The following is a 24,236-nucleotide window of genomic DNA, read 5'->3' as shown; positions in this document are numbered from 1 at the left end:
GACTCAGCCGACGACGGGCTGCAGCTCGGCCGCGAGAGCCACCAGCGACTCAGGGCCCACGATGGCGCCGTCTTCGACGACACGTCGACCATCGATGTCGATGGTGTGCAAGAACAAGACAGCGTCGGGGTGGTTCTCACCGCCGCCGGGGTCCCACCACGGCATGCCCATGCCGATGGCGTTGTTGCCCTGGGCACGGGTGTCCTCGATGAACGAGTCGCCGGTGACTCGGGCCGTGGGATGGATGCCGTGGGTGAAGTGAATGACATATCCGTAGTCGCCGTCCGAACCCGCCCGCCGCAGCGCTCGATCGGCGACAAATCGCTCATTGCCTCCGCCCGCAATGGCCCGAATGCGGCCATCGATCTCGAGGGTCATGGGTACAGCGAGCGGTGTGTAGTACTCGTGGAAGATGGCTCCGACCTCGATGCGCCCCTTCACCGTTTCGACATCGGGGAACAACGTGCATTGCCCCGGCACCAAGACCGTCCCTGGTTTGTCGGCTCGTCGCGGCTTGTCGAATCCACGCTGCCCGAGAACGAAGCTCACGTCGGTGCCGGCGTTGTCCGTGATGCGCACGGTCTTGCCGACCGCTTCGTTCACCAGCGCGTCAAACCCATGGTGTACCGCGAAGTACTGGTCGAGATCGACCCGCCCGAACAGCCTCAACAGGCCCCCGGCGTTCAGGTCGGCACCCAGCAGATAGCGGATGTGTTCGCCCTCCATCGCCTGATCGTGAAGCTCCGAGCCGGCGAGGTAGGGGAACGTGAGATCGATCCACACATCGGCGGCCAGCGCTGCGGCCGAAACGGCCGGGGTGAGGTACGGGTCGGCAAGGCGGCCTTGAAACGGAAGCGGCGGGATCAACATGACCGATGCATTGGCACCGGCGAGCAGTGATGCTTGGAGTACCGCCTGCCACACCACCTCGTCGCTGTCGGTGTCGGCGGTGATCAGGACGGTCTCGTTCGGCTCCAGCGCCATGTAGTCGCGCATCAGCACGTCGGCTGCGCCGGCAACAGCGGCCGTCATGGGGTCGCTCCACCGATCACGCGGTCCAGATAGCCGTTGAGGAAGTTGTGAACGCCCTTCTCCAGGGTGCTCATACGCCCGGGCCGGTAGGCGGGTGAACTCATCGCCTGTTGCATCGACTCGATCATGAGCCGGTCTTCTTCGAGCACCAGGATCTGATAGTCGTGGTAGATCTTCAGCGTCTCGGCGAAGTCCGGCCTGTCGAAGAACTCCTCGGGAAACAAGTGGTAGACGACCACCCGGGTGCGGCCCTCGTCGATCGGCCACGAGATCATCGGCCGAATGCAATCGATGCGGCCGAAAAATGTCAGGTTGGGCGAAGTGAACGCAGTGCAGGCAAAACTGTGCGGCCTGTCGGTAAGCCACGGCATTTTGCCCAGCAGCGGCTCGGCCCCCGGCGTGGGAGGGCCGGCATCGTAAAAGATCGAAAGACCGCCGTCGGGTTTGACGTTCACGTGGTCGGGCTCGAACTTGAAGTTGGCGCCGAAGCTGTCCGCGTGCAGCACCCCGACGTGGTAGAAGTCCATCAAGTTCTCGTGTATGAACTTCCAGTTGCACGCGAGGTCGATTTCGATCTTGTTGCCCAGGCGGCATTTCTCCCACCCGAGGAAAGAGAACTCCTCGTCGATCCCGGCCATCGCGTCAGCCAGCGGCCCGGCATCGTGATCGAAGTTGATGAAGATGTTGCCCCGCCAGACGTCGAGCCGCAGTGGTGTCAGGGCGCAATCGGCGACGTCGAAGCCCTTGGTCTCGGCCATGTAGGCGGCCCCCTTCAGCTGGCCGTCGAGGCCGTATACCCAGCCGTGGTACGGGCAGCTGAACGCCTTGAGATTGCCCGATCCGTATGCAATCTCGACACCTCGGTGGACACACATGTTGTAGCTGGCGTGCAGCTGACCGTCTCGATCGCGCGAGAGCAGTATGGGCTCGCCAACCAGGCGCAGCGCCATGTAGTCGCCGGGATCGGCCAGCTCCTCGACCCGTCCCACGTAGAGCCATTCGCGTTTGAAGTACTCGGCCACCTCGCGACGGAAGATCTCCGGGCTGGCATAGATCGCGCCCGGCGCATGGGTCGCCTGGTCCAACGCGACCCTGGTCCCTGCCGGATCTACCTCGGACGAATCGGACATCACGTCCCTCCATTCCCCACGGTTCCGCATTGTGAAATTCACGCCGCTATCCGAAACGTAGCAGGACATCAGCTACCGCCATGGCGAACGTCACTCCCACCGTCCGGGCCCTGTGGGCTGTCGGCCGTGGCGCTCCGAAGCGAGTGTAAGTCCTTGGCTCGATTGCTCAGGCGACCCGAGGAAGTGCGACCCAGTTCAAACCGCTACTGGGTAGGAGAGGAATCCTCTGTGGCGCGCGCACCTGCCGGGACGGTTCAGGCCATAGTGAGGCCGGGGTAGCCGTTCGCAGCAAGCTCGGTGACCTTGGCGGTGTAGCGGGTGGCCCCGCCGAAGTAGGCCTGATAGCGGACGTTGCCTTCCTCGTGGCCGGCGACATTGGAGTTGTAGCCGGTGAACCAGCCCTTGCTGCGCCGGAACAGCAGCCGTTCGTGGAACCGCATCACCTCGTCCACCCATTCCTGCTCGGCCTCGGGCTGCGCCTCCACCCGGCTGTATCCGTGCTCGCGCAGGTATTCGAGCAATCCCGTCACCCAGTCGACGCCGCCCTCGATGGCCCGTGGGAAGTTTGTGGAGCCCGACACGCTCTGGGGTCCGGCCACCATCGCCATGTTGGGGAAACCGTGCGACAGCAGGCCGCAGTATGTGCTGGGTCCGTCACGCCATTTCTCGCCGAGCGAGGTGCCGTCGACTCCGCGGATGTCCACCCGGTCGAATGCCCCGGTAATGGCGTCGAAGCCGGTGGCGTAGACGATCAGGTCCAAGTCGTAGTGGCGGTCGGCGGTTTGGATGCCGGTTGCGGTCAGGCGTTCGATGGGTGTCTCCGACAGATCCACCAGCTCAACGTTGGGGCGGTTGTAGGCCTCGAAGTAGTCGGTCTCCAGCGGCAGCCGCTGCAGTCCGAAGCCGTGGTCGGTGGGGATGAGCTTCTCCGCCACGGCAGGGTCGTGGACCCGTTGGCGGATCCGGTCGGCGATGTACTCCGACATCTCCCGGTTCGCGGCCTCGTCCACGAAGATCTCAGCGAAGTTGCCCGCCAGGATGGCGAAACCAGACCGGGTGTACAGCTCATCCCACAGCTCGCGGCGCTCGGCGGCGGTCATGTCCCAGAATCCCCAGCGGGGCACGTGCTCGAATCCTTGGGGCGAGGCAGCGCAGTTGGCGAAGATCTCGTCGTAGCGATCGCGGATTGCGTCCATCTCTGCTTCGGAGATGGGGGAGTTGTTCAGCGGCGTGCTCCAGTTGGGCCGGCGCTGGAACACCTTGAGCTCGCTGACCTTGTCTGCGATCTCGCCGATCACCTGAATGCCGGTGGCCCCGGTGCCGATGACGCCGACGCGCTGCCCGGCGAGCTCCACGGGTTCGTTGGGCCAGAAGAACGTGTGAAATGACGGGCCTTCGAACTCGTCCATGCCGGGGTAGGCAGGCAGGGTCGGTGCCGACAGCGGACCGAGGCTGGTGACCACGAAGCGAGCGGTGTGGGTGTCGCCGTCGGCGAGCGAGAGGTGCCAGCGGCGTTCGCTCTCGTCCCACGTCATGGCTTCGACCCGCTTGTTGAAGCGCATGTGGCGGCGCAAGTCGAACTTGTCGGCCACGTAGTTCAGGTAGCGCAGGTTCTCGGGCTGGGAGCTGAAGCGCTCCTTCCAGTGCCATTCGTCCAGCAGTTCTTTGGAGAACGAGTAGCCGTAGGTGTAGCTCTCGGAGTCGAACCGGCAGCCCGGGTAGCGGTTGCGGTGCCAGGTGCCGCCGAGGTCGTCCTCGGCTTCGAGGACCACGGCGTCGATGCCGAGGTCCACGAGGCGCTTGATCTGGTAGATGCCCGACACCCCAGCACCCAGCACCGCCACTTCGCTCTGGCGGGAATCGCTCATTGCTGTCCCTTCGATCGCCTGCCTCGCAGTATGGCGGCGCCGGCTTCAACCGGTGCTTGCCGAGAGCTACCAGCGTTTAGTCCAGCGGATCGATCTTTGGTGGGGTCTCGCCTCGGTTGAGTTGCTGCCACGACTCGGCAAGCTCGGTCTGGTGGATCTTGGCCCATTCAGCAACGAGGCTTCGCGCGCGACGCGGCAGATTCCCACGAATCATCCGAAGAGTCGCTATTTCCACGAGCGCTGATCGATCCGCGTAGACGGCATGAAAGTGTGGCGGAGCGTGATCGTTGCCGTACATGCGAATGACGATCCCGTAGAAGCGGCTGAGTTCGGCCATGACGGAATTGCGTTGATCTCAGCCAGCCAGCTGGGGCCACGGTTTCGGGTGCAGGTCTTCGAAGCACTTGCCGGTGAGATCCGAATACATCGCAGAGGGATCGAGTTCGAGGTTGTCGTCCTTTCCCCATGCGATAGCGCCGTCTGGCCGCAGATGCGCTGTCTTGAAGAAGGCCACATCCGACCAGGTAGCGAAGTTTCCTCGGGTCGACCACTGGGCGAGGTCCACAATGCCGCTCACACCATCGTCAAATCTGATCCACAGCTTGAACGGCTGCCGCGCTTCGACCTCGACAGCCTGAGGCGGCAGTGACACGTCCATGCCGAGAACTCTAGGTGAGTTCGAGGCCTGCTGAACTGCCCTGGTGTTGTCGTCGGCCTGAGTGCATCACGCCGGATTTTGGAAAGCTACGGCCTCCTGCAGAGCGTTTGTTGAGATATGTACGTATAATACATACGTGCCTAATAAGACGATCAGTGTGCCCGATGACGTCTTGCCGATCATCGAGAGCCTGCACGTGCCGTTCTCGAGGTGGGTGACCGATCAGCTCCGGCGCCATGCGGCCCAGTCGACTAGGTCCTTCACCGATCAGCTCGTGGCGGATGCGGCGCTCGTCGCGCCCGAGGGACTAACGGCCGAGGACGCCATGGCGGTTGGCGAGCGGATGGAGCGATCTGCGCCGTGGTAGTGCGTGGCGGGGTGTACTGGATCGATCTCGACAAGCGTCGGCCTTGTGTCGTCGTGTCCTGCGACGACGTTCTCGATGCCGACGTCTGGCAAACCCATCTTGTGCCGCTGACCTCGAATCTCGATCGGGCCGGTCTGGCCGGCAATGTCCTGCTCGACGCTGCGGTGACCGGGCTGCCCACCGACTCCGTTGCGGTGCCGCTCGGATTGGAGCTGGTCGATCGCTCATGGCTGGGGGAGCGTGCGGGCCGACTGCCACGGGCTCTGGTGGATGCCATCGATGACGGACTGCGAGCCGTCCTGGATCTGTGACCATCGGTCAGCAGCCGAGTTCCTGAACGACCCCGCCAACAAGCTCCGCACGATGACCCTTCCCTTCGCGGGAGGCCTCGAGCTCACCGTCCGTATCGACGAGCAGCAGTGACCTCGGCGGGGACCAACCGCAGTCCTGGCCCCGACACCCAAGAAGTCAGCTCGGAGCGGGTGTGAGTGCTTGCAGGCTCAACTGCAAACCTAAACCTCTACGCCCAATGTTTAGGTAAACGCCATTTGCCTTACATCTATGGTGCTTGCCGCGCTCCGGAACTTCGCAAAACCAGTCGCACGCCATCGGTCACCCAGTCGACGGCTGAGAAATAGGGTCGGGTGATGAGTGACGAGCGCGTGATGCACCTGGATGTGACAGCCGCCGATCTGGGTGGGGCCACGCTCGCCATCGTGCCGGGCGACCCTGCGCGGGTAGCGAGGATCGCCGAGACGATGGCTGAGCCGACCCACTTGGCCTCGACCCGGGAGTTCACGAGCTATCGGGCGTTGATCGACGGCCAGCTGGTGGTGGTCTGCTCGACCGGCGTCGGCGGGCCGTCGACCTCGGTGGCGGTCGAGGAGCTGGCCCAGCTCGGCGTGCGGACGTTCCTGCGGGTCGGCACCACCGGATCCATCCAGCCCGATCTGTTGATCGGTCACCTGGTCATCACCCAGGCCGCGGTCCGCCTCGACGGGGCGAGCCGCCACTTCGCACCGCTGGAATACCCCGCTGCCTCCTCGTTCGAGTGCACCCGGGCCCTGGTCGATGCCGCGGTCGCCCTCGACGCTCCCCATCAGGTCGGGATCACGGCGTCGAGCGACACGTTCTACCCCGGCCAGGAGCGCTACGACACCGTGGCCGGCGACGTCGTGCCGTGGCTGCGGGGCAGTCTGGCCGAGTGGCGTCGCATCGGCGTGCTCAACTACGAGATGGAGTCGGCCACCTTGTTCACGATGTGCGCTGCCAGCGGCTGGCGGGCCGGGTGCGTCGCCGGTGTGATCGCTCAGCGGACCGAGTCGGAGGCCGTCGTCGACGAGGCCCGCATCGCTGCCATCGAGGAGCGGGCAGTCAGCGTGGTCGTCGAGGCCGCCCGGCGCCTGCTTCAACAGAAATCTCGCCGAGGTGCATCGTGAGCAAGATCAGCCGCATCGTCGTTCAGGCCTACACGTATCAACTCCCCGACGTCGGTCCGTCGATCGTGACCTACTCGCCTGGGGCAGAGCTGAGCGTCTCGAAGTTCATGGTGTCGATCGAGACCGACGACGGTCACACGGGAAGCTACGCACCCCACTTCGGCGCAACCGAACACGCAATGGCGCAGGTCAGCGATATGGCGCCACTCCTGATCGGTAGGGACCCAGAGCAGCGCGAACGGATATTCGAGCTCCTCAAACTGCAGTTCCGGCACTACGACAAGGTCGGTATCGCAGCATTAAACACAGCCCTGTGGGACCTCGCGGGCAAGAAGTACGGCGCCTCCATCAGCCAGTTGTTGGGCGGGTACCGGGAACGGCTGCCGACATATGCGAGCACGACACCGGGCCAAAAGACGCCCGGCGGCCTAGACAGCATCGACAAGTACGCAGACTTCGCGGAGGAATGCCAGCAACGCGGTTTCCCGGCGTTCAAGATTCACGGTTTCTTCGACGGCGACGTGGACAACGAGATCGACATCATGACAGCGGTTCGCGATCGCGTCGGGTCCACGATGAAGTTGATGACAGACCCCGCGTCGTCCTTGGGGTCATTCATGGATGCCGTAGAAGTCGGTCGGGCTTGCGATGACTTGGGATTCCTCTGGTACGAAGACCCGTACCGCGATGCCTCTTCGAGCGCCGCCGCTCACAAGCGTCTGCGAGACTTCGTCCGCACACCGATGCTCATTGCCGAGCACATCCGAGGATTCGAGCAAAAGGCCGACTTCGTGCTCGCTCGTGGCACCGACATCATGCACATCGATCCCGAGTTGGACGGCGGCATCACCGGCACGATGAGACTGGCCCACTTCTGCGACGCCATCGGCATGGAGGTACAGCTCCACACGGCCGGCCCGATGCACCGACACTGCATGTCCGCCATACCCAACACGCTTTTCTACGAACTCGGCTTGGTCAATCCCGACACATCGCAAAACTGCCTGCAACCGCCGATCTACGCAGACGGTTATGGCGATGGCCTCGACGATGTGGATGCTGATGGATACGTCGCTGTACCCACCGGCCCCGGGCTGGGAGTGGAGTACGACTGGGACAAGATCAACGCTTGGGAAACGGCTAGGCGCACCTTCGAGTAACTCGACTCGCCCTTCCGCCACTTGGTGCAAGGCGGCGCGATCTCAAGCTTCTGCCTCCAACTCGGTCAGTCGGTTCGAGATCGTCTCAGCGACTCGGCTGTCGAGGGTGGGGCTTCGGGGGCTCGGTGCCGAGGCTTCGCCCGCCTGGCTCGGGCGTGCTGCCGGCGGGAATGTGCGAGAACTCGCGATTCACTCGGCGGACGGCCGGTGTGATAGCCACGGCGTAGCCGGCCAGAGCGAGGAGGACTCGGCGAGCTGGCAGGAGCACGAAGCAGATGGCCCACGCCGCGGCGAATCCAATGAGTCGTGGTTTCATCGCGGACACGCGCGCAGTCGGCTTGTCGTCGGATCGGCCGAGTGGGAACCGCTTCGGCTTGATGAACCATCCATGGGCAAACAGCTGAGCGACGAAGTACGGCCAGAAGGCCTCTGGGGCGTCGAGTGGGGGATCGGTATCCCATGCGGCGTCGGTGTCGCTGGCTAGTCCGTCTCGGATGCGAGACCACACATGCGACGCGGTGACTCGACCGGAGGCGCCACCACGATTCTGATGAGTTGGGCGACAGTGCCACCGGTACAGCACTCGATGGTCCTCGGTGAGGGCCAGAATCCCGGCTTGGAAGATGCCGTTCGGGTGCGAGGACCAGTGTCGCTCCAATACTGCTGTGTCGCCGATGTAGAGGTCGAATCGGTCAGTCTCGCGGCAGTCTCCGAGGATCTCGTGGTGCGGGTCGCCTACCGCTTGATATTCCAATTCCCATGTGTCCTGTGCTTCGCTCGCGAGACTCTGGGGTTCACTGGAGACGGCGAAGATCCCGCCGCCCGCAGCCCGGATCTCCTCGACGACTCCCGACTTTCCAAAGCCGCGCAACTCGCGGCGGCATGGAGGTCACCACAAGCCGCGGTAGAACACCAGGACGACAAACTTGTGCTTGTCGAGTTGGGCGTTTAGCCACCCGGTGCGTACCCCGATCGGCGGGTCGAGCAGCGGCGGGATCAGCGGATCGCCAACGTCGGCGGCCGACACTCGAAGGCCCTCGGCCGATCGTTCGACCACTACCTGCTCACGGGCACAGACGTCGCCGTCGCACAGCACCAAGCCCAGTTCGAAGGACCCTTCTCGTGCTCGTGCCACGGTGTCTACGGCGTCGATGACTCCGGTGATCTCGTAGTGCGACTCCTGCGTTGCGTTGATCCACTCAAGAGCGGCCTCCGAAGCGGTCAGAAGCTCACTGGGGGTTTCTTCGCTCACGTTCATGCGTCGCAGTGCCTTGGAATTGTTGAGTCGAATTGACGTGACGCCACGTTCGCTTCCCGCCTCGGCTCAATGTAGTTGCGGCTGGAAGAATCTGCCCCTGGCGGCACTCGTCAATGCGGGGTCGGTCCCGAGCGTGCGCGACCTGACCGACCACCTCGAGTCTCAAGGTATGGCGAGGCAATTCTGGCCTGAACGTCTTGAAGTCCTCGACGAGCTCCCTCTAGGAGGGTGGTCGGAAAGTTCGGGTGTGGGTCCTGGTGTTGGGGGGCGTGATCGCGGATGATGGTGGGGTGCGCGGTTCGGCTGATGGTCAGGGTTCGATTTTCGATGTCGGGGTGATGGTGGGCGGCCTGCTCGACTCTGAGGGTTTTTTGGCGACGTTGGGGCAGGCTCGGGGCGAGTTGTTCTGTGATGCCGATTTTGATGCGTTGTATGCGTCGGGCCGTGGTCGGCGGTCGCATCCGCCGTCGGTGGTGGCGGCGTTGTTGTTGTTGGGGTTGTTCTATGGGGTGTCGGACCGTGAGGCTGAGCGGCGGTCGCGGTTCGACATGTCGTGGAAAGCGGCGCTGGGTCTGCCGTTGGAGCATCGCGGGATCGCGCATGTGGTGCTGGTGGAGTTCCGGGCGCGTCTGGTGCGCGCCGGGATGGAGTCGTTTTTGGGGGATCGTGTCAAGATCGCGGCCAAGCGCGCTGGGGTGATCGGCCATCGCCGCACGATGGACTCGACCGGTGTGGCGGACTGCGTGCTGACCCAGGACACGATCACGCTGATCAGGTCCGGGGTCCGCAAGTGCCTCGGGGCGCTGGCAGCGCTCGACGCCGATGCCGGGGCCGCAGCGGTGCTGGCCGGGCTGTTGTCGCGCGACGACTACGGGCGGCAAGGCAAGCCGCAGGTCATGTGGGCAGACCCCCGGGCGCGGGCTGCTTTGGTCGCGGAGCTGTTCGGCGACGCCGAGACCGTCATCGGGTTCTGCGCCCGTTTCGACGATCCCGGCCTGGCAGCAGCGGTCGAGCTGTTGAGGGTCGTGGCGGGCCAGGACATCGAGATCGCCGCCGCCGACGACGGAGCCGAAACAGCACGGATAGCTCAAAGGGTGGCCCCGGGCCGGGTCGTCTCCACAGTCGATCCCGACGCCCGGCACGGGCACCGTTCGCGCACCGACCGCTACGACGGCTACAAGCTGCACGTGTCCGCGGATGTGGACTCGGACCTGATCTGCTCAGCGACCGCGACGCTCGCGACCGTCCACGACGCCGCTGTGATCGGTGACCTCATCGACGCCGACCCGGTCCCGGTCGCGGAGATCATCGCCGACACCCACTACGGATCCGGGCCCACCCGCCGAGCGATGGCCGACCGAGGCATCGACCTCGTCGCGCCCGCCGCGCCGATCCCGGCCCGCGAAGGCATGCTCACCAAAGCCGACTTCGACATCGACCTCGAAGCAGCGACGGTCACCTGCCCGCAGGCAAACACCGCACCCATCCCGCCGCGCGGCGCCAAACGGCGCCAGGTGCGGTTCGCGGCAACGGACTGCTCCCAATGCGAGCTCAAGGCGCGATGCACCACACGCGACGGCGGCCGCATCATCGAGATCAACCCATATGAAGAACTCCTCGCCCCCGCGAGAGCACAACGCCACGAACCCGAATTCCTCGCCAGATACCGACTGCGATCCCAGGCCGAACGCAAGATCGCCCAGATCAAGTCCCGCACCAAAAACGTCCCCTGGCGCGGCCTCGACAAAGCCAACCTGTGGCTCGACCTGCGCATCGCCGCCCTCAACCTCGACCGCGCCGGCCGCCTCGGCATCATCAGGCAGAACACCCGCCCCGACCAGCGACCCCGGGCCCCACTGGCCGACCGACGATGTGCCTGGGCATCATCACGCAGAACACCCGCGCCCAACCCACCCCGAACCACCAACCAGACAACCGCGCACGCACAACAAACAACACACACCACACCCCAATTGCCGACCACCCTCCTAGTGTCCTGTTTGGGGAATTCGTTGGATATATGTGGCGAGGCTGTCGAGTATCTCGTCGGCGGTCTTGCGCCATATGAAGGGTTTGGGGTCGTTGTTCCAGTTGTCGACCCAGGCGTTGATGGAGTCTTTGAGGTCTGTGACGCTGGTGTGGGTGCCGCGGCGGAGCCATTTGGTGGTCAGCTCGGAGAACCAGCGCTCGACGAGGTTCATCCAGGAGCTGTAGGTGGGGGTGAAGTGGAGCTTGAAGCGGGGGTGGCGCAGCAGCCAGCGCTTGATGGAGGGCGTTTTGTGGGTGGAGACGTTGTCGAGCACGATGTGCACGTCGAGGTGCTGCGGGATCTCTTTGTCGATGAGGTTCAAGAACTTGCGGAACTCCTCGGCGCGGTGCCGCGGCGTCATCGAGGTGATGACCTTGCCCGAGGCGGTGTCGAGGGCCGCGAACAGGTCGGTGGTGCCGTGGCGGCGGTAGTCGTGGGTGCGCCTCTGGGGTGTGCCGGGCATCAGCGGCAGGATCGGGGCGGTGCGGTCCAGTGCCTGTATCTGGGTCTTTTCGTCCACGCACAGCACCACCGCGGCCTCGGGGGGGTTCAGGTACAGCCCGGCCACGTCGCGGACCTTGTCGATGAACTGCGGGTCCGGGGACAGCTCGGACTCCTCGGCGAGGTGGGGCTTGAGCCCGAACGCCTGCCAGATGGCATGCACCGACGACGGCGAGATGCCCGCCGCTTTGGCCATCGACCGCACCGACCAGTGCGTCGCGTCCGCCGGCGTGCTCTCCAGGGTGAGCACGATCACCCTCTCGACGGCGGCGTCGTCGATGGTGCGCGGCGGGCCCGGCCGCGGGTCGTCGCAGAGCCCGTCGAGGCGGCGCTCGGCGAACCGGCGGCGCCACTTGGACACCGTCGCGGGATGGCACCCCAGCCCCGCAGCGATCTCCTTGTTGGGGCGGCCCTCGGCCGCGCCCAGCACGATGCGGCACCGCAGCGCCAGCGCCTGGGACGACTTGGGCCGCCGCGCCCACCGCTCGAGCGTCTCGCGTTCCTCGCCGTCCAGCACGATCGCGACCGTCGGCCGTCCCCGCCGTGCACCCATGTCCGCCTCCGATCATCGCCTGCCGCAGCCACGCTGCCGCCCCACCATGATAACGCGCCGAACTAGCCAAACAAGACACTAGTAGTGGGCTGTGATCAGCCAAAGAGATCGCTGTGTGTGCCCGTTCGGACAAGCACGAGCGCGTGTTCCTGGCGGTCCCAGATCAGCAGCCAGTCAGGCTCGATGTGGCATTCCCAGAAATCCGACCACTGTCCCGACAAGCGGTGCGGTCGGTGACGGGAATGTAGTTCGTCGCCCGCCATGAGAATCTCCAGCACGGCCCACAGCTTGTTGAGGTCCTTGCCGCGCCGCTTGACGCGCTTGAGGTCCCTTTCGAAGCGATTCGTCGTCCGCAGAGTCACTGCGGGCTACAGCGTGGCTTTGAGTTCGTCGAGGCTTGAGTACTCGGTCAGCTCGTCGGGCTCCCGGGCCTGTCGCAGGGCTTCGACGGTTTCGGCGTTCGGGATGCTGACGTCAAACGGAACGCCTTGCCGCAGGACTACTTGCTTGTAGAACAGAGTGATCGCCTCAGTGGCCGACAATCCGAGTTCGCGAAGGACACGCTCGGCTTGCACCTTCAGATCCGGTTCGACCCGAGCTCGGATCATCTCGGTCTTGGCCATAGCGCGATCTCCTGCGTGCCACACGAGTGTACCTCAAACGAGGAACACTGGAGTCTGATGCGTCGAGCGAGAGCCAGTATGTCGCGGGGCGTGATGAGCCCAGTGGCCGTTTTCTTGCTGAGGGACAGGGCTCCAATGGCCACAATCCTGGCCTTTTTATCGTCGAGTGCATCGACATAGGCGATGCGGCTGTGGTCAGAAGCCGAGGATCTTGTCCGCGACAACGTAGTGGAGCGGCTCGCCGGCGAGTAGGCGGCGCCGGTTCGTCGTTGTCTTGGATCTCTTGCTGCTGTTCGCCCTCTTGTACAGGGAAGAGTGCGAGTACGGCTCTGTCTCCGATCTCCGCGCTTGAGTCATGGAGCGCTTCTGATTGCGACTCCGGCCGGGCTGCCAGCCGTCATGCGCCTGCATCGGACCGAGCGGCTCCCGTTCCTCGTCGAGACCGAAGAGACCGCGTTCTACGATGCGCTCGCAGACAACGAGTCGGCAATCGAAGTCATGCAGAGCGACGCACTGAGGCTGATGGCGCGGGAGCTGACCGAAATTGTCAAGGCGATGCCAAAGCTCGACTGGACCGAGCGTGAGTCGGTGCGTGCGAACCTGCGTCGCAACGACCGCCGGCTGCTGGCCAAGTACGGCTATCCGCCAGACCTGGCGGAAGGCGCTACCCAGCTTGTGCTGCGGCAGGCGGAACTGTCGGTGGGCGCCGAGTAGTCGGGTGCCGCAGAAGAGCGGGTTCTGGTCCTTGCCAGCAGGCGGAGTGCCCGGCTGCGTCGTGATAGCGGAAACGGGGCGCTTCGCGTTTGAGGGTGGAGTTGGTGGTGTGAGGGTCCCGGTGTGAACGCGGGGGATCCCCCAGAATCGGAGGTGTCTATGCCGCCGAGTCCTGGAGGATCCCCGTGGAGAGCGACCCTACGCGTGTCAATGAGCTGCTGGTCGGACTCGGCGCCGATGTGGAAGTGGTGTCGGTGGGCGACGAGCCGGGCCGGCCGTTGAGGGTCCTGGTGCGGCTTCGTTCGCCGCGACCGGTGTGCGGGTCCTGCGGCGGGTCTGTGTGGTCGAGCGGCGTCAGGCGTGCGGAGCTGGTGGACCTGGGGTCGTTCGGGCGGCCGGTGCGGCTGGTGTTGGCAAAGCGCCGCTGGCGCTGTCCGAATGGGGACTGCGCGGTGGGGACGTTTACTGAGCAGTCGCCAGAGATAGCGCCGCCGCGGGCGCGTTTGACGTCGCGGGCAGCGCGCCGGGCGACGCGTCGGGTGGGGCGGGGCCGCACCGTCAAAGAGATCGCCGCGGAGCTGGGCTGCAATTGGCACACCGTGATGGGCGAAGTGCGGCGCTGGGGAACAGCGCTGCTCGCCGCGGACCGCGGCCGCATCGACGGCGTCACCGCGCTGGGGCTCGACGAGATCTTGATGTGGCGCCACGGCAAGTACCGGCGCAAACGGTGGGGCACCACGATCGTGGACGCCCGCCGCGGGATCCTGCTCGACATCGTCGCAGGCCGCACAGCCAATCCGGCGATCAAATGGCTGGAGGCAAGCACGCCGCAGTGGCGCCGGGCGGTCCGCTGGGCGGTGATGGACCTGTCAGGTCCGTACCGCAAGGCGTTCGACACCGCGCTGGCGCACGCACGCCAGGTCGCGGACCCGTTCCACGTCGTGCGCTTGGGCAACCAGATGGTCGACGAGGTGCGCCGCCGCGTCCAGAACGACACCCTCGGCGGGCGGGGCACCAAAAACGGCCCGCTGTACCGGGTCCGCAAGCCGCTCACCATGGCCCACGAACGCCTCAGCACAGACAGCGACGCGAAGCTGCGCGGCCTGCTCGCAGCCGGCGATCCCCGCGGTGAGCTGCGAGACGCCTGGCACGCCAAAGAGACCCTGCGCCAGACCTACCAGATCCCCAGCCACCGCCTCGCCCGACGAGCCCTCGACGCGCTCGCCCTCGATCTGCGCGATCCCGCCTGGTCCCCGGAGATGAACAGGCTCGGCCGCACCCTTGGACGCTGGCGCACCCAGATCGCCAACTGGCACCTCTCACGCGTCACCAACGGACCCACCGAGGCAGCGAACAATCTCGCCAAGCTCATCAAACGCAACGCGTCCGGTCTCACCAACTTCGAGCACTACCGAATCCGAGCACTCCTCTACGCCGGCAAACCCGACTGGACACTCCTCGACACCCTCACTCCACCCTAAAACGCGAAGAGCCTCCAATGTCAGGGCCATGACGGCGTCTCGGGTCCCTTGGGGCCATGTATGTCGGGTTCGTGTCCCCGTTCGATGCCCGGAAGCCCCTGGTCGGGGCGAGTCTGACTGCGGTCCGGGTTAGAAGCCGAGGATCTTGTCGGCGACGACGTAGTGGAGCGGTTCGTCGGCGAGCAGGCGACGACAGTTGTCGGCGATGAGGTCGAATCGCCGTTGGTCGATGTCGGGGCCGACCATGGCCACGTGCGGTGTGATGAGCACGTTGGGCAGTGCCCAGATCCGGTGGTCCGGTGGCAGCGGCTCCTGGTCGAAGACGTCGAGGCCTGTGCCGGCGAGATCACCGGCCTCCAGCGCGTTGACGAGATCGTCGAGCACGACGGTCATGCCGCGCCCGATGTTGATGAACACGGCCGTGGGCTTCATCAGCGCGAACTGTCGACGGCCCAGCATCCCCTCGCTGTCGGGTGTGTGGGGAACCGTCATCACGATTGCGTCGGCCATCGGAAGCTGAGCTTCGAGGTCGTCGGTGCCGAACACGGCGTCGATCGCCCCGCCCGATGTGGTCTCGGGGCGGGCGTCGACGGCCACGATTCTCGGCCCCCATGGCTGCAGGTAGTGGGCTGCCTGGTGGGCGACACCGCCGGCGCCGATGAACAGCACGGTCGAGTCTGCAAGGTGCAGGACCGGGGCAATTCCACGTCGATACTCCCGGTTGCGCTGGTCGTGTGCGTAGTGCGGCAACCTTCGGGCGAAGGCGAGCAGGAACGCCATCACGTGGGTGGCGATGTGGTCGTTGTACACGCCGCGCATGTTGGTGACCACAACGGGGTGCTCAGCGCAGGTGGGTGCGTTGTGGGGTGGGGATTAGAAGACGGGGAATACTGCGGGGTCGCTTGAGCGTTCTGCTCGGGTCAGGGCGTAGAGGACGTTCCAGTCGCCGTTGCGGTTGCGGGCGATGTCGATGCAGATCTCGATGATGATCGCTGGGCCGAGTGGGTCGGTGGTCGGGCGAGTCTGGCCGGTGCTGATGGCGAGGTCGTCGAGATGGAGGAGGACTTCTATCAGCCTGGTGCGGCAGAAATCGTCGAGGGTGAGGAGTCGGCCTCCCAGTGCGGCGACGAGGCGGTCGGCGGGTTCGTCAGCCAGTCGTGTTTGCAGGTCGTCGGCCAGTTGGCGGCACTTGTCTGCGGTGGCTTGGTGACCGATGGCCGATTCGGATGCGGAGACGTCCTTGATCTGTTCGTGGACGGGGGAGTCGACCGCGGCGTGGAAGTAGGTGACCGCGGTGAGGAGGTCGCCGTCGGCGCGCCGGTCGGGTGGGGTGCGGTCCAGGTAGGCGATCGTCGCGCCGGCGGCGCGTACGAGGTGGGCGCAGAGTGCTCCGACCGTCATGCCTTCGAGGGCCGAGGGCTGGTCCCATAGCTCGGCTGTGGCCGGGGTGTCGATGAGTTCGGCCGATTGGGTGACGGCTTCGACGACGAGGGCCCGGACGCGGGCTGAGTCGATCGACGAGTTGGCGGCAGGCGTCATGGGCTGATCTCGTTGCGTTTCGGACGGGGGTAGGTGGGGTGCAGGTGCCGCTGGCCGGCACCGAAGAAGTTCTCCCGGAAAGTACTGCCCTCGTAGCTGGTGCGGAATCGACCACGCCGCTGGAGCTCGGGCACCAGCAAGTCGACCACTTGGGTGAACCCCAACGGGACCGGAGCCGTCGTCACGTTGAACCCGTCGACGCCGGTGGTCTCCATGAACGCCTCCATCTGATCGGCAACGGCGGCCGGTGAACCCACAAATCCCAGCCCGCCGGCGGTCTCCGAAAGCCGTCGGGCGACATCGCCGACGGTCCAGGTCCTCTCGGGATCTTCCAGTTTCCAGCGCTCGACCTGGGTGCGGATCGCGTTCGCTTCGATGTCATCGATCGGTGTGTCCGGCGGGTGGCCGCCTAAGTCGATGCCCGTCCAGCCACCGTAGAGAGCGAGGTAGCCGTCGACGGAGAACAACCGTGACCACTCGTCGCGCATCGCCCGGGCTTGCGCATCGGTCTCGGCGACCACGACCCGCGCCACCTGCAGGGCCCTGATCTGTTCGGGATCTCGGCCGGCTGCCGCGGCATGTTCGCGCAGCGATGCCACAACAGCGGCACCCCGGTCGTTGCCTGGCACAGACATGAACACGACCTCTCCCGTGTTCGCAGCGAACTCGACACCGCGCGCCGAGTTTCCTGCCTGGTACAGCACTGGTGTGCGCTGAGGGGAGGGTTCGACCATGTGGGGGCCTTCGACGGTGAACCAATCACCGGAATGGTTGATCTCGTGCACCTTCGCCGGGTCGGTGAACGTGTCGGCCTCGGCATCGAGGACGATCGCGCCGTCCTCCCAGCTGCGTTCCCACAGCTTCAGGCAGACATCGACGTACTCGTCGGCCCGGTCGTAACGAGCGTCGTGGGGCAGGATCTCGCCGAGTCCCTGGCGTTCGGCATCGGACAGGTACGAGGTCACGATGTTCCAGCCGACACGGCCTGCGGTGAGGTGGTCGAGGGTCGAGAACAGCCGGGCCGTGTGGTAGGGGGCGTGGTGGCTGGTCGACATAGTCACTGCGAAGCCGAGGTTCTCGGTGCACGCCGCCAACGCCGGGATCAGCAGGGTGGGGTCGATGCCGGGAATCTGGACCGCACCACGCAAGGCAGCCTCGCGACTCGCCCCGTAGACGTCGTATGTGCCCAAGACGTCTGCGAAGAAGATCCCGTCGAAGCAGCCCCTCTCCAGGGTGCGCACGAGGTCCTGCCACCAGCTCAAAGTCCGGTAGCCCCACGACGTCTCGTCCGCAGGGTGTTTCCACATCCCCTTGATCTGATGATTTGGCGACGCCTGGATGAATGCACTCAGATGCATCTCGCCACGACTCATCGGTCTAGGCGACCCACGTCGCCGACCACCACCGAGCGGGATTCGAGTGCGTCAATGCGCTAATTCGAGCGTCACTCGCGTGGCGTGCACTGCGCTGCAGCCCTCGATGTCGGACGATATGGCCTCGTGGAGGACATTGACGTTGGCCCCGCCGGGTTCCAGCTTGGGCCAACGTCCCTTGTAGCTGACGAGAACGCCACGAGGTGTGACGTTCTCCACGTTTGCCTCGACCTCGAGTTGGCCTGCGCTGTTGCGCATTCGGACCTGGTCGCCGTGGGCGATGCCGAGATCGGCCGCGTCCGCGGGGTGGATCGTGACGGTTGCAGGACCTGATCGCCGGGCGATGGTGCGGTCGTTGGCGTGGGAGTCGTTGAGCCGCCACTGTGAGGCAGGCGACAGCAGCCGGAAGATCCCGTCGGCTTCACGGGCGTCAGCCGTCGGAACCGGAGCCCGTCGCAAGCCTGCCGCCGATGCAGCGTCGGATGCGATTTCGATGCGACCCGACGGGGTGCGGAAGCGTCGGTCGGCGAAGAAGTCGACTGGCTCACGGGCCAGATACACGTGGCCTCGCTCTGCCAGCTCCGCGAAGGAAAGACCGAGGTCGAGCTGGTCGAGGAGCCGCTGGATCAACATATCGTCGGTCACGTGGAGCTCTGGCTCGTCGAGGCCCATCGCCCCAGCGAGCCGACGGAAGATCTCTTGATTCGACAGCGCCTCGCCGATCGGCTCTCGGACCTTCTGTTGCGCTCCCACGATCGGTGACATATAGCTGAACGTGAGGTCGTCGAATTCCAGGAAGCTCGCGGCGGGCAGCACGATGTCGGCGTAGTCGACCGTGTCAGTTGGGAAGCAGTCCACGACGACGGTGAACAGGTCCTGTCGGCACAGTGCCGCGCGGAGCCTGTCCTGCTCGGCAGCCGAGGCGACCGGGTTCGTGTTCCAGCTGAACAACGCTCCGAATCGTTCGGGGTCCTCGAGCTTGGCTGCAAGGCCGATGTGATTGACCTTGGGAGCGCCGTTGGGGGCCAGTGACGTGCCGGACAGCTCGTCGAAGTCCGCGCCGAGCACGGCCGCCGCAACATTGAGGTAGCTGATCCCTGCGCCGGGCTTGCCGATGTTGCCAGTCAGCGCCGGCAGCAAGCCGACGGCGCGCATGACATTTGCGCCCGTGGGCTGACGTTGGAGTCCTTGACCGGCCCACAGAAGCGCCGGTCCGGCCCCATAGAGCCGGGCAGCCTGCCTGATGTCACCAGCCGGGACACCCGTTTGTTCCTCACCCCATTCGGGCGTGCACGTCTCGATGACGGGGAGCACTTCGTCGACGCCTTGGACATGGTCAGCGATGAACTCGGTGTCGAAGGCCGCCATGGCGCCGAGTTCGTGCGCTATGGAAAACGCCAGCGCAGCGTCGGTGCCGGGGTAAGGCTGGAGATGAAGATCGGCCCGGGCCGCGGTCGCCGTGCGTATCGGATCCACGACGATGACGGACCCGTTGAAGTCTCCCAGCCAGTTCCGGTCCATGTGCGGGGCGCTGTGAGAGGGGTTGGCACCCCACACGAGAATGCACGATGAATCGACCGCGGTACGCGGGTCGAATCCAGCGACGGACGTGCCGAACATGTACGACCACGCGATATGTCCGGCCAGATTGCAGATCGAATCCGGCTCTACTTCGGTCGCGCCCAAGCGGTGAAAGAACCGCAGCGGGAACATGAACGCCAGCATCGACATCGTTCCCGAGTAGTGGGTGTGGAGCACGGCCGCGGGGCCGCGCTCGTCGACGACCTGCTGCGTGCGTTCCGCGGTCTCGGCCAGAGCGTCTTCCCAGCTGATGGGTGCGAATGCGCCTTCGCCCTTCGGGCCGACCCGGCGGAGCGGAGTCCCGAGGCGGGCCTCGGGGTCCTGCCACACTCCGTTGTAGGCCGTTGCACACTTCGTGCACAGCGTTCCTCGGCTGACTGGATGCTCGGGATCGCCTTGGACGATGACCCGACCGTCCTTGCCGGAGCGCACCACGATCCCGCAGTTGTCGTAGCAGTCACGTGGGCAGTTCGTCCGCATTGGCGTCACGATCTGGTCTCCTGGCACATCTAGACCCCGGCGGATCTGGTGGTAGGACTGGCGTCGGAGTTCAGGCCCAGCCGAGCTGCTGCAGGGCGACGCCGGAGTGCCAGATCTTGGTCATGTGAGCGATCTTGCCGCCCTCGAACCGCATGTCGTACACGTAGTCCGAGCTGGCCGCCTTCCCCGTCGGCGGAACCGGACCGCCGTCGCCGGTGTGGGTGCCGTTGAATACGGCGTAGGCCAGCACGCTGCTGCGCTCCTCGTCGACGGCCCACGACTTCAGGTCGTACGAGCCGTCTTCGAGGATCGTCAGGATGCCTTTCATCCACTCGGTGTAGGAGCGGAGGTCGGTGAGGTCGCCGATGGCTTCGGACTGCGCAGCGAACGACGCATCGGGGGTGCAGTACTGGGCACAGCCGTCCCAGCCCTGACCGGTCTCGCATGCGTCGAAGAATGCGGCGGCTGTCTCGTTCATCTGTGACATCTTGTGACCCCCTCAGTTGCAGGCTCTGTGGCCCAAGCGAAGCCTGTCAGACGGCGCCGGACATGTCCATGCCGCGCTGCGGGCGCTAGAGCTCAACTGTGTGCGAGCAAGCGGAGGGCCTCTTGGCTTCGGCCGCTCAGACTGAGCAGCATCGAATGGCCGGTCGTTCAGTAGAAGCACTCGTTCAGCACCGACGTGCGTGCGGCCACCAACTCGACTTGCATGCGGGAGAGTGCGTTCCGGTCGCTCGTCAGGTCAAACATCTCGTCGACCGGGAGGTACTGGGCATCCGACAGCAGGAGCATGGCAGCGTTCTCGGCGGGCACACCGCTGAGTGCTTGGACGACCGCCGGATAGTCGCTTGGAACGGTCGGCACCCAGTGGTCCCGCATGGCTGCGTTGCCGGGCACCGTGCGGTTCGGCTCGCCGGAGATTGGCTCTCCAGGCGCCGGACGGTCAAGGGACAGACCTTCGGCGAATCGGTCGATGCAGTTTGCCTGAGCGACGAGCGCCACGAGCTCTGTGTACTGGCCAGGGGTGATCGCACCGGAGGCCTCACCGAAGCCGTCGATGACCATCTCGCACCACTCGGCCGTCAGCGTCCCGGAGTGGTTGGTCAGCCGCCAGATCACGTCAATGGCTGCGGCAGGCAGCGGATGCCCTTCGCGAATCGCACCGTTGACCTGTGATGCCCGAACCCATGCCGGGGGATCTCTGCGGCATCACGCGCTCGACGGACTTCGGCGACGATTGCCAAGCGCTCTTGGGCGGTCCACCAGGTGCCGGGGCGGGTCCAACGGTCGACAACTGCCGCATGAGCCTCCCGCAGGTCGCTGCGGATCGGCAGATCTGTGTCGTACATGTCCATCTCCTGAGGGGATGCGCGGGCGGTCGAGCTTTCTTGTCGAGATGACCGGCCCACCGAGTCGACGTCGGCCACCGTACTGCGGATCGCCAACGATTCGGCTACCCGACGATGTGACCGGTTCCGAGTATCGTGGGCTCATGACCCGGCGGGTGTGGACCGCAGCTGAGCTGGCGGCGATGGCCCCGTCTGAGGTCGACGCCATCTTCGAAGACAGCATCATCTGGGATGTTGCCGATGCCCCACAAGACCTGCTGGCCCGGTCCCGTAAGCGGATCATGCGTCGAATCGACGAAACAGAGTCGACTCAGCAAACTTGACTGATCGTCGATAGGTTCGCCGGGCAATTCGATGACCTGCCGGAATTGATTCCCGATCGTCAGGACTACCGGATTCTGATAACCAGCGGCGTACTCGTGCGGGCGTTGAACGTGGTTGGCCAGCTCGCGGCTGACGGTGCCATCGAGTTGGTATCCATCGACATCGATCTCGACTGGGAATAGCTATGCGTCCAACACCAGCGGAAGCGGAGAGGGGTCAACAATGCTGGATCATGCTGAGCGGGTTGCGGCGGCGCGGTCGGCCATCGACTACATCTGCGGCCGCGGCGACGAAGAACAGGCGGCGCTAGTTCCGAACTGCCCGGGCTGGACGGTCTACAACGCAGCGTCGCACATCGGCCGCGTGGGGATCGCCTGGGAAGAGATGATCACCTCGGTGCCGGAGGATCCCGAGTCCCGGGCACGGGGGTACGAGCGTGCTGGCCTCAAGCCCGCTGGTACCTCGACGGCGGAACTCGCAACGTGGGCGCATTCGGCCATCAACCAACTCACCGACGATCTCGATCGGCGCTGCTACTTCTCGATGACCGGCGGGGAAGGCACCGCAGGGTTGTGGGCCTGGCACGCGGCATCAGAGCTGGGCATGCACCGCCTCGATGTCGAGATGGCCCTGGGTCACGAGCACTCGATGACGCCGACCCAGGCGCTGGACGCAGCCGACTACACGTGCCGGTTCTTCCTGCAGGCGATGCGTCGCGTGCTCGAACGAGACCCTGGTCGGCTAACTGCGCGGCTCGTCGATGCCGGCGACGCGGTCGGCACTGTCAACGTCGAGGCGCTGCCCCAGTCAACGTCGCCAGCCGCTGTGGTCATCGAAGGGCCGCCGGTCCAAGTGCTGTTCGGATTGTGGGGCCGACCCCACTCCGGGATCGACGTCACCGACGGTGACCCAACGGTATGGGAGCAGTGGCGAGCACTGCCCAGCGAGGCTTTCCAATTCGGCACCTGGGACTAGCGGTGAGTTGTCGCTGTCAATAGGTCTCGAAGCGGGCGTTGAGTCCTGACATGTCGCCGGGGTCGGTGGTGAGGATGAAGGTGCCGAGCCGCTCGGCGACGACTGCAAGGTGCGCGTCGACGACGTCAGAAGTGCCCGACGTCGCCAACCGGCGCCCAACCGAGATCGATTCGTCGAGAGGATGGATTTCGAAGTGGCGTAGTGCCCGGGCCAGATTGGCTTGTCGTGCAGGGTCACGCCAAACTTGAGCGAGCACTGGGTGGGTCGTATGCAGCTCATCGCCTCGTTCGATTGCCCGCTTGAACAGTGCCCACAGCCGAGAGTTCAGGCACTCGCCGCCGGTGATGAAGGGTCCTGCGTCGATGATCAACGACCGACGCCCTGACGGTCGAGGACTGCGTCGGCCCAGTCGAGGTGGTCGCGGTCGATCAGGCCTTCGTCTGCTTCCCAGGAGGCGATCATGTCCAGCATGGCCTGGCTGCGGCGGCGACGCTTCACCTCGGCAAGAAGCGACCGTTTGATTGCGAGCTTCTTGGTGCCGTCCATCGCCACGAGCTCGGCGAGCGCCGCCTCCATCTCATCATCGAAGTTGATGGTCGTCTTGGTGGCCATACGCGCACAGTATTTGAGCCATATATGTATGGCAAGTCAATTTGTCGAGGATTGACGTCGCGCGGCGCGGCGGCAAGCAGAGCGGCGACCCAGCCGTCGAGCGGGGCGAAGAACGTGTGCTGGCACGCGACATCGTCGTGCCACCGATCCGCCTGTTCGCCGATTGGACACTATGTCCATTAGTTAGACTCTTGGCGTGCGGATCACTGTCGACCTCGACGAGTCAGAACTGGCGCACACTCTGGAGGCACTCGGTGCGGTCGTCGAGATCGTGGAACGCCGGAGTGACGAACTGGCAGCAGCGGTGATCATCCGAGACGTGATCGCGAAGCTGCTGCGCAGCATCGAGGAGGCACGATGAGCAACGTCAAGTCGATTTGGGATCTCTCTGGCCTCGACATGGCCACGAGTTCAGAGGGGGCAGCTCTCAACGTCGTTCGCAGACTGACCCGTCAAAAGGAAGATCTGGCATCGCAATGGGCAACTGCGATCCGGCTTGCCCAGGCGAACGGAGCATCGCTGCGGGATATCGCCGCTGTCGCGAACGCTTCGCCCCAAACGATCGCCAAGATCTGCAAGGAATGAGACTCAAAGCGCTGCGCCAAGCGTGGCGAGGAGGTGGGCGATGCAGTCGTCGAGGGGCTGGGTCGTGTCGATGGTGATCTCGGGCGAGGGCGGGGGCTCGTAGGGGGCGGAGATGCCGCTGAAATCTGGGATCTCGCCGGCTCTGGCTTTCACGTAGAGGCCTTTGGGGTCGCGGGCTTCGCAGACATCGAGGGGCGTGTCGACGTAGACCTCGACGAACGTGCCTTCGGGGTGGATTGCACGCATTTGGTCGCGGTCCGTGGCATATGGCGAGATGAATGCCGTCAGCACGACAATGCCCGCATCACCGAAGAGGCGGCACACCTCGCCGATCCGGCGGATGTTCTCGGTGCGGTCCTCAGGTGAGAAGCCGAGATCGCGGTTGAGCCCGAAGCGGACGTTGTCGCCGTCGAGCACGTAGGCGGCGATGCCACGCTCCAGCAGCGCTTCTTCGAGGGCGAAGGCAAGGGTGGACTTGCCGCTGCCCGAGAGCCCGGTGAACCACACCGTCACCGCGCGGTGGCCGAAGTGGGCCGCCCGGTCCGTTCCGCTGACCCGTCCCTCTGCCCGAACGATGTTGCGCGAGACGGGTTCGTTCACGGCGT

General features: G+C 65.0%; 31 protein-coding genes and 2 pseudogenes. 13 read left to right on the top strand and 20 right to left on the bottom strand.

The annotated features are described in order from the left end of the window. Positions 1–3: 3 nt before the first annotated feature. The 5 genes from ACQY5K_RS04835 to ACQY5K_RS04815 form a co-directional block, all read right to left on the bottom strand. Positions 4–1,032, bottom strand: a complete 1,029-nt coding sequence (locus ACQY5K_RS04835) for a hypothetical protein (protein ID WP_428120561.1) — start codon at positions 1,030–1,032, stop codon at positions 4–6. Next, complete coding sequence (locus tag ACQY5K_RS04830) at positions 1,029–2,117, bottom strand: aromatic ring-hydroxylating oxygenase subunit alpha (RefSeq protein WP_428120559.1); 1,089 nt, start codon at positions 2,115–2,117, stop codon at positions 1,029–1,031. Before ACQY5K_RS04830 ends, ACQY5K_RS04835 begins: the two co-directional genes overlap by 4 nt. A gap of 299 nt (positions 2,118–2,416) precedes the next feature. Beyond that, the gene (locus ACQY5K_RS04825; protein WP_428120557.1) at positions 2,417–4,030 is read right to left on the bottom strand and encodes a flavin-containing monooxygenase; all 1,614 of its coding nucleotides are present in this window, start codon (positions 4,028–4,030) and stop codon (positions 2,417–2,419) included. Positions 4,031–4,106: 76 nt separating this feature from the next. Further along, on the bottom strand, positions 4,107–4,367 hold the full coding sequence (locus ACQY5K_RS04820; RefSeq protein ID WP_428120555.1) for a DUF4160 domain-containing protein: 261 nt from the start codon (positions 4,365–4,367) through the stop codon (positions 4,107–4,109). An 18-nt stretch (positions 4,368–4,385) separates the two neighbouring features. Then, on the bottom strand, positions 4,386–4,688 hold the full coding sequence (locus tag ACQY5K_RS04815) for a DUF2442 domain-containing protein (protein WP_428120553.1): 303 nt from the start codon (positions 4,686–4,688) through the stop codon (positions 4,386–4,388). 136 nt (positions 4,689–4,824) lie between these two features. Here ACQY5K_RS04815 and ACQY5K_RS04810 point away from each other — a divergent pair, with 136 nt between their 5' ends. The 5 genes from ACQY5K_RS04810 to ACQY5K_RS04790 all read left to right on the top strand — a co-directional run bounded on the left by ACQY5K_RS04810 (position 4,825) and on the right by ACQY5K_RS04790 (position 7,654). After that, the gene (locus tag ACQY5K_RS04810) at positions 4,825–5,055 is read left to right on the top strand and encodes a hypothetical protein (protein WP_428120551.1); all 231 of its coding nucleotides are present in this window, start codon (positions 4,825–4,827) and stop codon (positions 5,053–5,055) included. Continuing rightward, complete coding sequence (locus ACQY5K_RS04805; protein ID WP_428120549.1) at positions 5,049–5,366, top strand: type II toxin-antitoxin system PemK/MazF family toxin; 318 nt, start codon at positions 5,049–5,051, stop codon at positions 5,364–5,366. The genes ACQY5K_RS04810 and ACQY5K_RS04805 overlap by 7 nt, the downstream gene beginning before the upstream one ends. Beyond that, positions 5,335–5,478: a hypothetical protein gene (locus ACQY5K_RS04800; protein WP_428120547.1), complete on the top strand. Its 144-nt coding sequence runs from the start codon at positions 5,335–5,337 to the stop codon at positions 5,476–5,478. Before ACQY5K_RS04805 ends, ACQY5K_RS04800 begins: the two co-directional genes overlap by 32 nt. A 224-nt stretch (positions 5,479–5,702) precedes the next feature. Further along, the gene (udp, locus tag ACQY5K_RS04795; RefSeq protein ID WP_428120545.1) at positions 5,703–6,494 is read left to right on the top strand and encodes a uridine phosphorylase; all 792 of its coding nucleotides are present in this window, start codon (positions 5,703–5,705) and stop codon (positions 6,492–6,494) included. After that, positions 6,491–7,654 (top strand): enolase C-terminal domain-like protein, encoded by a 1,164-nt coding sequence (locus tag ACQY5K_RS04790; RefSeq protein ID WP_428120543.1) that lies wholly within the window; start codon positions 6,491–6,493, stop codon positions 7,652–7,654. Before udp ends, ACQY5K_RS04790 begins: the two co-directional genes overlap by 4 nt. Before the next feature lie 85 nt (positions 7,655–7,739). Here ACQY5K_RS04790 and ACQY5K_RS04785 read toward each other — a convergent pair whose 3' ends face one another. Continuing rightward, complete coding sequence (locus tag ACQY5K_RS04785) at positions 7,740–8,525, bottom strand: hypothetical protein (RefSeq protein ID WP_428120541.1); 786 nt, start codon at positions 8,523–8,525, stop codon at positions 7,740–7,742. Positions 8,526–8,543: 18 nt separating this feature from the next. Beyond that, positions 8,544–8,912 carry a hypothetical protein gene (locus tag ACQY5K_RS04780; RefSeq protein ID WP_428120539.1) on the bottom strand — a complete coding sequence of 123 codons (369 nt, stop codon included), beginning with the start codon at positions 8,910–8,912 and terminating at the stop codon, positions 8,544–8,546. 338 nt (positions 8,913–9,250) lie between these two features. On the opposite strand from ACQY5K_RS04780, the pseudogene ACQY5K_RS04775 reads away from it, so the two are divergent. Then, positions 9,251–10,696: pseudogene (locus ACQY5K_RS04775) on the top strand (transposase); the annotation flags it as partial. Between the two features lie 204 nt (positions 10,697–10,900). Here ACQY5K_RS04775 and ACQY5K_RS04770 read toward each other — a convergent pair. The 3 genes from ACQY5K_RS04770 to ACQY5K_RS04760 form a co-directional block, all read right to left on the bottom strand. Then, the gene (locus tag ACQY5K_RS04770; RefSeq protein WP_428122551.1) at positions 10,901–11,995 is read right to left on the bottom strand and encodes an IS630 family transposase; all 1,095 of its coding nucleotides are present in this window, start codon (positions 11,993–11,995) and stop codon (positions 10,901–10,903) included. Between the two features lie 95 nt (positions 11,996–12,090). Further along, positions 12,091–12,357: a type II toxin-antitoxin system RelE/ParE family toxin gene (locus ACQY5K_RS04765; protein WP_428120537.1), complete on the bottom strand. Its 267-nt coding sequence runs from the start codon at positions 12,355–12,357 to the stop codon at positions 12,091–12,093. A gap of 6 nt (positions 12,358–12,363) precedes the next feature. After that, a complete protein-coding gene (locus tag ACQY5K_RS04760) occupies positions 12,364–12,618 on the bottom strand; it encodes a type II toxin-antitoxin system RelB/DinJ family antitoxin (RefSeq protein WP_423921991.1) in 255 nt (84 codons plus the stop codon). Positions 12,619–13,062: 444 nt separating this feature from the next. On the opposite strand from ACQY5K_RS04760, the pseudogene ACQY5K_RS04755 reads away from it, so the two are divergent. Both ACQY5K_RS04755 and ACQY5K_RS04750 read left to right on the top strand, forming a co-directional pair. Further along, positions 13,063–13,332: pseudogene (locus tag ACQY5K_RS04755) on the top strand (type I restriction enzyme endonuclease domain-containing protein); the annotation flags it as partial. Positions 13,333–13,517: 185 nt separating this feature from the next. Beyond that, positions 13,518–14,813: an ISL3 family transposase gene (locus ACQY5K_RS04750; protein ID WP_428120534.1), complete on the top strand. Its 1,296-nt coding sequence runs from the start codon at positions 13,518–13,520 to the stop codon at positions 14,811–14,813. A 129-nt stretch (positions 14,814–14,942) separates the two neighbouring features. Here the strand turns inward: ACQY5K_RS04750 and ACQY5K_RS04745 are convergent, their stop codons facing one another. The 7 genes from ACQY5K_RS04745 to ACQY5K_RS04715 form a co-directional block, all read right to left on the bottom strand. Continuing rightward, positions 14,943–15,644 (bottom strand): D-2-hydroxyacid dehydrogenase, encoded by a 702-nt coding sequence (locus ACQY5K_RS04745; RefSeq protein ID WP_428120532.1) that lies wholly within the window; start codon positions 15,642–15,644, stop codon positions 14,943–14,945. Positions 15,645–15,686: 42 nt separating this feature from the next. Beyond that, entirely contained in the window at positions 15,687–16,352 is a 666-nt protein-coding gene (locus ACQY5K_RS04740; RefSeq protein ID WP_428120530.1) for a maleylpyruvate isomerase N-terminal domain-containing protein, read from the bottom strand. Next, on the bottom strand, positions 16,349–17,725 hold the full coding sequence (locus ACQY5K_RS04735; protein ID WP_428120528.1) for an LLM class flavin-dependent oxidoreductase: 1,377 nt from the start codon (positions 17,723–17,725) through the stop codon (positions 16,349–16,351). Before ACQY5K_RS04735 ends, ACQY5K_RS04740 begins: the two co-directional genes overlap by 4 nt. A 51-nt stretch (positions 17,726–17,776) precedes the next feature. Next, positions 17,777–19,786 carry a molybdopterin-containing oxidoreductase family protein gene (locus tag ACQY5K_RS04730; RefSeq protein ID WP_428120526.1) on the bottom strand — a complete coding sequence of 670 codons (2,010 nt, stop codon included), beginning with the start codon at positions 19,784–19,786 and terminating at the stop codon, positions 17,777–17,779. Positions 19,787–19,856: 70 nt separating this feature from the next. Then, positions 19,857–20,264, bottom strand: coding sequence for an ester cyclase (locus ACQY5K_RS04725; protein WP_428120524.1), 408 nt, complete (start codon positions 20,262–20,264; stop codon positions 19,857–19,859). A 176-nt stretch (positions 20,265–20,440) separates the two neighbouring features. Further along, a complete protein-coding gene (locus tag ACQY5K_RS04720; protein WP_428120522.1) occupies positions 20,441–20,905 on the bottom strand; it encodes a hypothetical protein in 465 nt (154 codons plus the stop codon). Then, the gene (locus ACQY5K_RS04715; protein ID WP_428120520.1) at positions 20,902–21,135 is read right to left on the bottom strand and encodes a hypothetical protein; all 234 of its coding nucleotides are present in this window, start codon (positions 21,133–21,135) and stop codon (positions 20,902–20,904) included. Before ACQY5K_RS04715 ends, ACQY5K_RS04720 begins: the two co-directional genes overlap by 4 nt. 143 nt (positions 21,136–21,278) lie before the next feature. Here ACQY5K_RS04715 and ACQY5K_RS04710 point away from each other — a divergent pair, with 143 nt between their 5' ends. From ACQY5K_RS04710 to ACQY5K_RS04700, 3 genes are read left to right on the top strand one after another with little or no spacing between them, the layout of a single operon-like run. Further along, positions 21,279–21,458 carry a hypothetical protein gene (locus ACQY5K_RS04710; RefSeq protein WP_428120518.1) on the top strand — a complete coding sequence of 60 codons (180 nt, stop codon included), beginning with the start codon at positions 21,279–21,281 and terminating at the stop codon, positions 21,456–21,458. A 45-nt stretch (positions 21,459–21,503) separates the two neighbouring features. Continuing rightward, the gene (locus ACQY5K_RS04705) at positions 21,504–21,641 is read left to right on the top strand and encodes a hypothetical protein (protein WP_428120516.1); all 138 of its coding nucleotides are present in this window, start codon (positions 21,504–21,506) and stop codon (positions 21,639–21,641) included. A gap of 40 nt (positions 21,642–21,681) precedes the next feature. Beyond that, entirely contained in the window at positions 21,682–22,434 is a 753-nt protein-coding gene (locus ACQY5K_RS04700; protein ID WP_428120514.1) for a maleylpyruvate isomerase family mycothiol-dependent enzyme, read from the top strand. A gap of 16 nt (positions 22,435–22,450) precedes the next feature. On the opposite strand, the gene ACQY5K_RS04695 is transcribed toward ACQY5K_RS04700, so the two are convergent. Together ACQY5K_RS04695 and ACQY5K_RS04690 are read right to left on the bottom strand one after the other, a co-directional pair. Beyond that, the gene (locus tag ACQY5K_RS04695; protein WP_428120512.1) at positions 22,451–22,804 is read right to left on the bottom strand and encodes a hypothetical protein; all 354 of its coding nucleotides are present in this window, start codon (positions 22,802–22,804) and stop codon (positions 22,451–22,453) included. Beyond that, positions 22,801–23,046: a hypothetical protein gene (locus tag ACQY5K_RS04690; protein WP_428120510.1), complete on the bottom strand. Its 246-nt coding sequence runs from the start codon at positions 23,044–23,046 to the stop codon at positions 22,801–22,803. The genes ACQY5K_RS04695 and ACQY5K_RS04690 overlap by 4 nt, the downstream gene beginning before the upstream one ends. A 196-nt stretch (positions 23,047–23,242) precedes the next feature. Between ACQY5K_RS04690 and ACQY5K_RS04685 the strand changes: the two genes are divergently transcribed. Next, positions 23,243–23,407, top strand: a complete 165-nt coding sequence (locus tag ACQY5K_RS04685; RefSeq protein WP_428120508.1) for a hypothetical protein — start codon at positions 23,243–23,245, stop codon at positions 23,405–23,407. After that, on the top strand, positions 23,404–23,631 hold the full coding sequence (locus tag ACQY5K_RS04680; protein WP_419552892.1) for a hypothetical protein: 228 nt from the start codon (positions 23,404–23,406) through the stop codon (positions 23,629–23,631). Before ACQY5K_RS04685 ends, ACQY5K_RS04680 begins: the two co-directional genes overlap by 4 nt. A gap of 3 nt (positions 23,632–23,634) precedes the next feature. Here ACQY5K_RS04680 and cysC read toward each other — a convergent pair whose 3' ends face one another. Then, the gene (gene cysC / locus ACQY5K_RS04675; protein WP_428120506.1) at positions 23,635–24,231 is read right to left on the bottom strand and encodes an adenylyl-sulfate kinase; all 597 of its coding nucleotides are present in this window, start codon (positions 24,229–24,231) and stop codon (positions 23,635–23,637) included. Positions 24,232–24,236 lie beyond the last annotated feature (5 nt).

This window comes from Candidatus Poriferisodalis sp. (genome assembly GCF_965262965.1).
In the GTDB taxonomy this organism is placed as follows: Bacteria; Actinomycetota; Acidimicrobiia; order Acidimicrobiales; family Poriferisodalaceae; genus Poriferisodalis.
This window is presented reverse-complemented; position numbering and strand designations above follow the sequence as displayed.